General features: G+C 42.0%; 1 protein-coding gene. It reads left to right on the top strand.

Going from position 1 to position 1,751, the window contains the following annotated elements:
- A partial coding sequence (locus ACLUWI_RS10050) for an IS1182 family transposase (protein WP_412147211.1) occupies positions 1-1,690 on the top strand: 1,690 nt, incomplete at its 5' end.
- Between the last annotated feature and the right edge of the window lie 61 nt (positions 1,691-1,751).

Here is a 1,751-nt window from a genome sequence, read left to right as displayed (position 1 = left end):
AGATAATTGCGGATCATCCGGGTTTTATGTATACAGGAACCAAACTCCTGTTATGATAGAAATAACCACAAATCAACCAAAGGAGTCGATTCCCATGTATCAAAATTGTACCACAGGTCAGCTTCAATTATCACTACAATATGAACTCAAAGTCGCACCGGATCATATTGTGAATTTGATTAATGATTTCGTCAATTCCATTCCTAATGAGGTATTACTTGATGCCGGTGGCCATAATAAATCAACTGGTCGTCCAGCAGTTCACCCTGGAATTCTTTTGAAAGCCATTCTTTACGGCTATTCCCGTCGGCAGTTTTCAGGGCGCAAGATTGAATTGATGATGCAAGAAAACTTGCCTATGATGTGGCTGGTTCAGCAACAGACTTTCTCCTACCATACGATCAATTCCTTCATTACCAATGAAAAGACCGCCCAACTATTGAAGAGAGTCTTTATACAGTTTACTGGGAAGCTTCATGAATTAGGCTTGATTACCCAAGATGCCCTGTTCATTGATGGGACAAAGATTGAAGCCAATGCCAATAAGTATTCGTTCGTCTGGAAACGTTCCACCGAGAAGTATCAAGCCAAACTGGAGGAGCACGTTGGTGAGCTCTATGATGAACTGGTTGAAAATGATGTCAAACCGGCGATTGAAAAAGAAGAAATGAAGACCGTTCACGGCGTTGAAACCATTACTGACCAGCTGGAAAAAGAAGTGGAACAACTTAATCAAGCTATCGAAGCTGAACCAAAGATTATCAAGGGTGGTTCCGAAAACAAACGAAAACGCCGCAAAGTCAAGAAGTACATTCGTAAGCTAAAAGAAGACTATCTTCCAAGGTTAAAGAAGTATCATCAACAAATGGCAACGTTTGGAAAGCGTAACAGCTATTCAAAGACTGATCACGACGCCACCTTTATGCGAATGAAGGAAGATCCGATGCTCAACGGACAGCTTAAGCCGGGATACAATCTTCAAATTGCGACGAACAACCAGTTTACGATTGACTATGATATTTACAGCAATCCAACAGACACGCGGACTTTAGTACCATTCCTAAAGCAAATGGAGTGCCGCGAAATGTTTGAAACAATCGTCGCCGATGCCGGTTATGGCAGTGAATACAATTATACAGTAATCATTGATGAGTTAAATCAACAGGTATTGATTCCCTACAGCACTATGGATCGTGAACTAAAGAAGCGTTATAAGTCCAATCCAAAATATCCAGACAATTGGATCTACAGCGCCGAAGACGACTACTACATTGATCCACAGGGAGTTCGTTTCGATTTTAAACGGTACAGCAAACGACACGACAAGTATGGCTTTGAACGAAACTTCAAGGTATATGAGGCCAATGCCTTTCAACTGAATAAAACAGCCAGTGAAGCATCCAGAACAAAGAAGGCTCAGCGATTGCGCCAAATTTACGTGAATGGCACGTGGAATTATTTCCGAAACCTGGTCAAGACCGCGATTCAAAGCGATGAGGGTCATGCCATCTATCGGCGACGCAAATTTGACGTTGAGCCTGTTTTCGCACGTCTAAAACAAAATATGGGTTATCGCAGGACCAAACATCGAGGAAAACAGGAGGTTAAAAATGCCCTGGGGTTAGCGTTGATGACACTCAATCTGGAAAGATTAGCAGATTGGGCACGTCAAAAGGCAGCCCAGGGATAAAAATAAATATATAAACGAGAAAATACCGGACAAAATCAGTCGTTAAACGACCGCTTTTGTC

Source organism: Limosilactobacillus mucosae (genome assembly GCF_046939755.1).
Classification (GTDB): Bacteria; Bacillota; Bacilli; order Lactobacillales; family Lactobacillaceae; genus Limosilactobacillus; species Limosilactobacillus mucosae_A.
The sequence above is the reverse complement of the archived record's forward strand: the minus strand, read 5'-3'. Positions and strand labels throughout refer to the sequence as shown.